Raw genomic sequence first — 6233 nt, 5'->3', positions numbered from 1 at the left:
CCAGCGCGCCCCCCGCCCGCGCCGCCCCCGCGGCCCACCCGCCCCCGCGGCCACACCACCCCCCCCGCCGCCCCCGGGCCGGGCGGGGGCCCCCCCCCCCCCCCCGCGCGCCCCGGGGGGGGGGGGGGGGGGGCCCCCCCCCCCCCCCCCCCCACGACTGTCAGCGGGAGCCGTACACCTTGACCGGATCCGGTGATTGCGCGACGAGCCGAGGCACCACGCCGGAGAGCTCACCCTGCTCCCACCGTGCGCCGTTGTCTGCGGTCGCAGCGCGCTGCCATCCATCGAGCACGGTCACGACACCGCCTTCCACCTCGAACAGACGGCCACTGATCTCACCGGCGTCCGCCGAGGCCAGCCACACGACGAGAGGCGAGATGTTGGCCGGGTCCATCGCGTCGAACGAGCCGTCCGCAGGCGCAGCCATTTGTTCGGCCATCTCGCCGCCTGCGCCGAGTGTCATCTGGGTTCGAGCGGACGGAGCGATGGCGTTCACGGTGATCCCGTAACCGCCGAGTTCGGCGGCCGCCTGGATCGTCAGTTCGGCGATGCCCGCTTTCGCTGCCGCATAATTGCCTTGGCCGACCGAGCCGAAGATCCCTGCGCCCGACGACGTATTGACGATGCGCGCCCGCGGCGTGCGGCCGGCCTTCGCCTCGCCACGCCAGTACGCGGCCGCGTGCCGGAGCATCACGAAGTGCCCCTTGAGGTGCACGCGCACCACCGAGTCCCATTCCTCTTCGCTCAGCGACACCAGCATGCGGTCGCGGAGGAACCCTGCGTTGTTCACTAGCGCGTCGAGACGCCCGAACGAGTCGATCGCGGTCTGCACGATGGCGGCGCCGGTGTCCCAGTCGGCGACGTCGCCGGCCGCAACGGCGGCCTCGCCGCCCGCCTCGGCGATCTCCGCGGCCACCGATTCGGCAGATTCGGCCGCGTAATCGTTGACGACCACCTTGACACCCTGGGCGGCGAACGCGAGTGCGTGTGCGCGACCGATCCCCTGCCCTGCACCCGTGACGATGACGACGCGCGCATCACCGAGGCCAACTTCTTCGTTCACTGTTCAATCACTTCCTGTTCTGGCACTTACAGTTTCGACAGACGTGGCGTGCGAACGGACACCCGGTTCACACCGCGTTGTCAGCATTCGACGCCGAGAGGAACGCCGGCTTCTCGCCGCCTCCGTGGACGGTGAGGGTGGAGCCCGTGATGTACGACGCCAGGGGCGACAGAAGAAACGCCACGGCGCGCCCCACATCGACCGAGGACGCCAATCTCCCCATGGGAATCGTCGCTCCGACGGCGGCTATCCCGGCGTCGTCGCCGTAATGCAGATGCGACAGCTCCGTCTGGACCGGACCGCAGACGACTGAGTTCAGCCGAACGGCCGGAGCCCATTCGACGGCGAGCGACTGCGTCAGGTTGTCCAGCCCGGCCTTCGCAGCACCGTATGCGGATGTCCCGGGCGATGGCCGGTGTCCGCTCACGCTCGATACGTTGACGACCGCACCTCCGTGTTCCTGCTTCGACATCACCGCCCGCACGGCACGCGAGACGATCATCGGCGCGAGCAGGTTCAGTTCGAGAATCTTCTGGGTGAACCGGTCCGACGCATCGGCAGCCAACGCGAACGGTGATCCGCCCGCATTGTTCACCAGGCCGTCGATCCGCTCGTGCCGCGAGAGGATGGCGTCGATCATCGCGGCGACCGCGTCCGGGTCACGGACATCGCACGAATGGAAGTCGCGGCCTTCGATGGATTCTGCGGGTGGGCGTCGGGCGCAGACGACGACGGTCGCGCCCAGCCCTTCTAGAACGTCCGCGATTCCCGCTCCGACTCCGCGAACGCCCCCGGTCACCAGGATCGTCGAACCTGCGATACCGAGATCGGCAGGCGTATGCGCTGTTTCACTCATGGGTGCTACCCTACCGGACAAGCAAGCATTTGCTTGGGTACTGCGGAATGTAAGGAGCAGGTGTGCCGATCACCACCGACCGCATCGAATCAGGCATCGTCACCGTGACTGTGGACTTTCCCCCGGTCAACGCGCTGCCGAGCACGGCATGGTTCCAGCTGGCCGACGACATTCGCGCCGCGGGAGACGATCCGCAGACGAGCGTCGTCATCTTGCGCGCAGAGGGTCGCGGCTTCAATGCGGGTGTCGACATCAAGGAGATGCAGGAGACGAGCGGCTTCGATGCACTCGTCTCGGCTAACAAGGGTTGCGCCGCCGCGTTCTCCGCCGTCTACGACTGCGCGGTCCCGGTCATCGTCGCCGTCAACGGCTTCTGCGTCGGTGGCGGCATCGGACTCGTGGGCAACGCCGACGTGATCGTCGCATCCGACGACGCCGTCTTCGGACTGCCCGAAGTGGACCGGGGAGCGCTCGGAGCGGCGACTCACCTCGCGCGACTGGTCCCTCAGCACATGATGCGGACGCTGTACTACACCGCTCAGAACGCGACTGCCGAGCAACTCGTCCACTTCGGTTCGGTCTATCGGGCCGTTCCACGCGAGGAGTTGCTCGACGCCGCACTTGAGGTCGCTCGCATGATCGACGCCAAGGACACACGGGTGATCCGCGCTGCGAAGGCGGCGATCAACGGAATCGATCCGGTCGACGTCAAGACCAGCTACCTGCTTGAACAGCGGTACACCTACGAATTGAATCTGGCCGGAGTGTCCGACGAGCACCGTGATGCGTTCGTCGAGACCGGCAAGCCGAAAGGGAACTGAAGGAATGGGTTTTCGAGACAAGACGAGCTCGCTCGACGAGGTAGTCGCCGAGCTTGACGACGGCATGACCATCGGGATCGGCGGGTGGGGGTCTCGACGTAAGCCGATGGCACTCGTCCGCGCGATCGCTCGCAGCGAGGTGAAGGATCTGACGGTCGTCACCTATGGCGGGCCCGACCTCGGCTTGTTGTGTGCCGCAGGTAAAGTGCGCCGCGTCTACTACGGGTTCGTCTCGCTGGACTCGGCGCCGTTCTACGATCCGTGGTTCGCGAAGGCTCGGACTTCCGGCACCATCGAGTCCCGTGAGATGGACGAAGGCATGGTCAAATGCGGTCTGCAAGCGGCAGCAGCACGGCTGCCGTTCATGCCGATTCGCGCCGGCCTCGGGTCGGCGGCCTTCGACTTCTGGGAAGGCGAGTTGAAGACTGTTCGGTCGCCGTACCCGGATGCGGACGGCCGCACCCAGACACTGGTCGCGATGCCTGCGCTCACGCTCGACGCAGCGTTCGTCCACCTCGACGTGGCTGACGCTCACGGGAATGCCGCCTACACCGGCGTGGACCCGTACTTCGACGATCTGTACATGGCGGCGGCGCAGCGCCGCTTTCTAGAGGTCGACCGCATCGTGTCCACCGAGGAGTTGATGAGCGAGGCGCCCAACGAGCGACTCGTCCTCAACCGGATGGACGTCGACCGGGTCGTGAACGCGCCGAACGGAGCGCACTTCACGTTCGCGGGCGACTACGGCCGCGACGAGTCATTCCAACGTTTCTACGCCGACGCCGCAGGGGACGAGCAGGCGTGGGCCGCGTTCCGCACGCGCTTTCTCGACGTCGACGAGGCCACGTACCAGGAGGAAGTCATCCGCTGGCACGCGGAGCAGGAGGAGAACAAGTGAGCACCACCGACATCACCCGCGCCGAGTACTGCGTCACTGCCTGCGCAGACATCTTCACCGGCTCCGGCGAGATCATGGCGTCGCCGATGGCGCCGACCCCGTTGATCGGTGCCCGTCTGGCGCGTTTGACCACCGAACCCGATCTCCTCATCACCGACGGAGAGGCTCTGATCCTGGCCGACACGCCCGCCGTCGGGCAGTCCGGGGCCCACGAGGGCTGGATGCCGTTCCGCAAGGTGTTCGACGTCATCGGAGGCGGGCGACGTCATGTCGTCATGGGCGCCAACCAAATCGACCGATTCGGCAATCAGAACCTCTCGGCATTCGGACCGCTTCAGAAGCCGACCCGTCAGATGTTCGGGTTGCGCGGTGCACCGGGCAATACGCTGGGACATCCGACGAGCTACTGGGTGGCCCGCCACTCCACGCGAGTATTCGTCGAAGCCGTCGACATCGTATGCGGCGTCGGCTTCGACAAGGTCGACGGTGCTAACCCTGCGTTCGACTCGCTGAACATTCACCGTGTCGTCACCAACCTCGGCGTCTTCGACTTCGACGGTCCAGGCCACACTATGCGGGCCCGATCACTTCACCCCGGTGTCACGGCCGACGAGGTCGCCGAGAACACCGGCTTCCCGATCGCCGGCCTCGAGTCAGCTCCGGTCAGCGAGACTCCGACCGACGAGCAGTTGGCGATCATTCGTGACGTGATCGACCCCAAGGCGACGCGTAACCGCGAGGTCAAGTCGTGACCGCAGCCGCCATGCGTACTCGGCTCACCGAACTCGTCGGAGTCAAGTACCCCATCGTGCAGACCGGCATGGGCTGGGTCTCTGGGCCGTCGCTCACTGCAGCGACCGCGAATGCCGGCGGCCTCGGAATTCTCGCGTCGGCGACTATGACATACGACGAGCTCGAGTTCGCGATCAAGAAGACGAAGTCGTTGACCGAGGAGCCTTTCGGCGTCAACCTCCGCGCCGACGCTACCGACGCGGCTGAACGCGTCGATCTGTTGATCCGCGAAGGCGTCAAAGTCGCGTCGTTCGCCCTCGCGCCGAAAGCGGATCTGATCGCGAAGCTCAAGGATCACGGTCTGGCGGTCGTTCCGTCCATCGGCGCTGCCAAACATGCGGTCAAAGTCGCCTCGTGGGGCGCGGACGCCGTGATCGTGCAGGGCGGCGAAGGCGGCGGACACACCGGGCCGGTCACAACCACTCTTCTTCTACCATCCGTCGTCGACGCTCTGGGCGGGCCAGGGAACACCTCGATTCCGGTAGTCGCTGCCGGCGGCTTCTTCGACGGCCGAGGGCTCGTCGCCGCGCTCGGTTACGGGGCAGACGGGGTCGCGATGGGAACCCGATTCCTGCTGACTTCCGATTCGGCAGTCCCGGACAGCGTCAAACAGGAGTATCTGGACCGGACGTTGAACGACACCGTCGTCTCCACAAAGGTCGACGGCATGCCGCATCGCGTCCTCCGCACCAGTCTGGTCGATGCTCTCGAAAGCGGATCCCGCGCAAAGGCATTGATCGCCGCCGCCCGGAACGCCAATGAGTTCAAGCAACTGACCGGCATGCGCTGGACGACGATGCTCCGAGACGGAGCGTCAATGCGGAAGTCCGGCGAGCGGACCTGGCAACAGATCATAATGGCAGGTAATACGCCGATGCTGCTGAAGGCCGGCCTCGTCGAGGGGAACACCGATGCGGGCGTCCTCGCATCCGGTCAGGTCGTCGGAATGATTGACGACCTCCCGTCCTGTGACGAACTGATCCAGTCGATCATGACGGGGGCGCACGGACGCTTGAACGCGCTATCTAATCTCGTCTGACGCGATAGATACGTAAGCCCGGTTGCGGCAGTGGTCAAGGAGTTGGCCGAAAAGATCGACCTGCTCACCGGAGGCGCTCATAGCCCTCCGGCCTCAATTGCCGCTCGCATGTCCGGATAGTTGGTGATCTCCCAACCGCCGTCGACGACGAGACTGGTGCCGTTGATGTAAGAAGCCTCGTCCGAAGCCAAGTAGAGGCAGGGGCCCGCAAGCTCTTCCGGCTCGGCGGGGCGGTCGGCCAGTATCCGAGCACGGAAATCGGACTCGACCGTCCCGCCGTCGAAATAGCTGGCCGTGAGCGGAGTGCGGACGAGACCTGGCAGCACGCTGTTGACCCGGATGCCCTTCTCCGCGAGTTCCAAAGCCGCGTTCTTAGCGAACATGTCGACGCCCGCCTTGGCTGCGGCGTACGAGCTGGCTCCGTATAGCGGGACGCGCGAGTTCAACGAGGACACATGCACGATCGCGCCGCCGCGTGCACCACAACGTCCAGGCGGAGTCGAGATCTGTCGTCCGCACGTAAGTGAGCTACAGCGCGAACCCGCCAACCACGTCGATCGAGCGGAGTCGAGATCCGCTGGACGCCAGGGAGTCTCGACTTCGCTCGACCAGCAGGATGGGGCGCGTGCCGCGGTGAGGCCATACGCGAGCGGGCCACCTCGGTTGATCGAGCGGAGTCGAGATCCGCTGGACGCCGCTGTGAGGCTAGAGCGCGAACCCGCCGGCCACGTTGATCGAGCGGAGTCGAGATCCGTCGTACGCCA

At 65.9% G+C, this 6233-nt stretch carries 7 protein-coding genes; 4 read left to right on the top strand and 3 right to left on the bottom strand.

The window, feature by feature from the left end:
• Positions 1 to 160: 160 nt before the first annotated feature.
• Both ACTIMF_RS10265 and ACTIMF_RS10260 read right to left on the bottom strand, forming a co-directional pair.
• Complete coding sequence (locus ACTIMF_RS10265; protein ID WP_442350187.1) at positions 161 to 1063, bottom strand: SDR family oxidoreductase; 903 nt, start codon at positions 1061 to 1063, stop codon at positions 161 to 163.
• A 67-nt stretch (positions 1064 to 1130) separates the two neighbouring features.
• Positions 1131 to 1919: an SDR family oxidoreductase gene (locus tag ACTIMF_RS10260; RefSeq protein ID WP_442350186.1), complete on the bottom strand. Its 789-nt coding sequence runs from the start codon at positions 1917 to 1919 to the stop codon at positions 1131 to 1133.
• Between the two features lie 62 nt (positions 1920 to 1981).
• Between ACTIMF_RS10260 and ACTIMF_RS10255 the strand changes: the two genes are divergently transcribed.
• From ACTIMF_RS10255 to ACTIMF_RS10240, 4 genes are read left to right on the top strand one after another with little or no spacing between them, the layout of a single operon-like run.
• Positions 1982 to 2740: an enoyl-CoA hydratase family protein gene (locus ACTIMF_RS10255; RefSeq protein WP_442350185.1), complete on the top strand. Its 759-nt coding sequence runs from the start codon at positions 1982 to 1984 to the stop codon at positions 2738 to 2740.
• A gap of 4 nt (positions 2741 to 2744) precedes the next feature.
• Positions 2745 to 3638: a CoA transferase subunit A gene (locus ACTIMF_RS10250; protein ID WP_442350184.1), complete on the top strand. Its 894-nt coding sequence runs from the start codon at positions 2745 to 2747 to the stop codon at positions 3636 to 3638.
• Entirely contained in the window at positions 3635 to 4390 is a 756-nt protein-coding gene (locus ACTIMF_RS10245) for a CoA-transferase subunit beta (protein WP_442350183.1), read from the top strand. The genes ACTIMF_RS10250 and ACTIMF_RS10245 overlap by 4 nt, the downstream gene beginning before the upstream one ends.
• A gap of 11 nt (positions 4391 to 4401) precedes the next feature.
• On the top strand, positions 4402 to 5469 hold the full coding sequence (locus tag ACTIMF_RS10240) for an NAD(P)H-dependent flavin oxidoreductase (protein ID WP_442350265.1): 1068 nt from the start codon (positions 4402 to 4404) through the stop codon (positions 5467 to 5469).
• A 77-nt stretch (positions 5470 to 5546) separates the two neighbouring features.
• Here ACTIMF_RS10240 and ACTIMF_RS10235 read toward each other — a convergent pair whose 3' ends face one another.
• Positions 5547 to 6017, bottom strand: coding sequence for an SDR family NAD(P)-dependent oxidoreductase (locus ACTIMF_RS10235; RefSeq protein ID WP_442350264.1), 471 nt, complete (start codon positions 6015 to 6017; stop codon positions 5547 to 5549).
• Between the last annotated feature and the right edge of the window lie 216 nt (positions 6018 to 6233).

The sequence above is a fragment of the Gordonia sp. (in: high G+C Gram-positive bacteria) genome, from assembly GCF_052106715.1.
Lineage (GTDB): Bacteria > Actinomycetota > Actinomycetes > Mycobacteriales > Mycobacteriaceae > Gordonia.
This window is presented reverse-complemented; position numbering and strand designations above follow the sequence as displayed.

Excerpts from the sequence above, each read along its gene's own strand:
- ACTIMF_RS10240 (WP_442350265.1), top strand. The coding sequence starts at position 4,402 with ATGCGTACTCGGCTCACCGAACTCGTCGGAGTCAAGTACCCCATCGTG.
- ACTIMF_RS10260 (WP_442350186.1), bottom strand. The coding sequence starts at position 1,919 with ATGAGTGAAACAGCGCATACGCCTGCCGATCTCGGTATCGCAGGTTCG.
- ACTIMF_RS10250 (WP_442350184.1), top strand. The coding sequence starts at position 2,745 with ATGGGTTTTCGAGACAAGACGAGCTCGCTCGACGAGGTAGTCGCCGAG.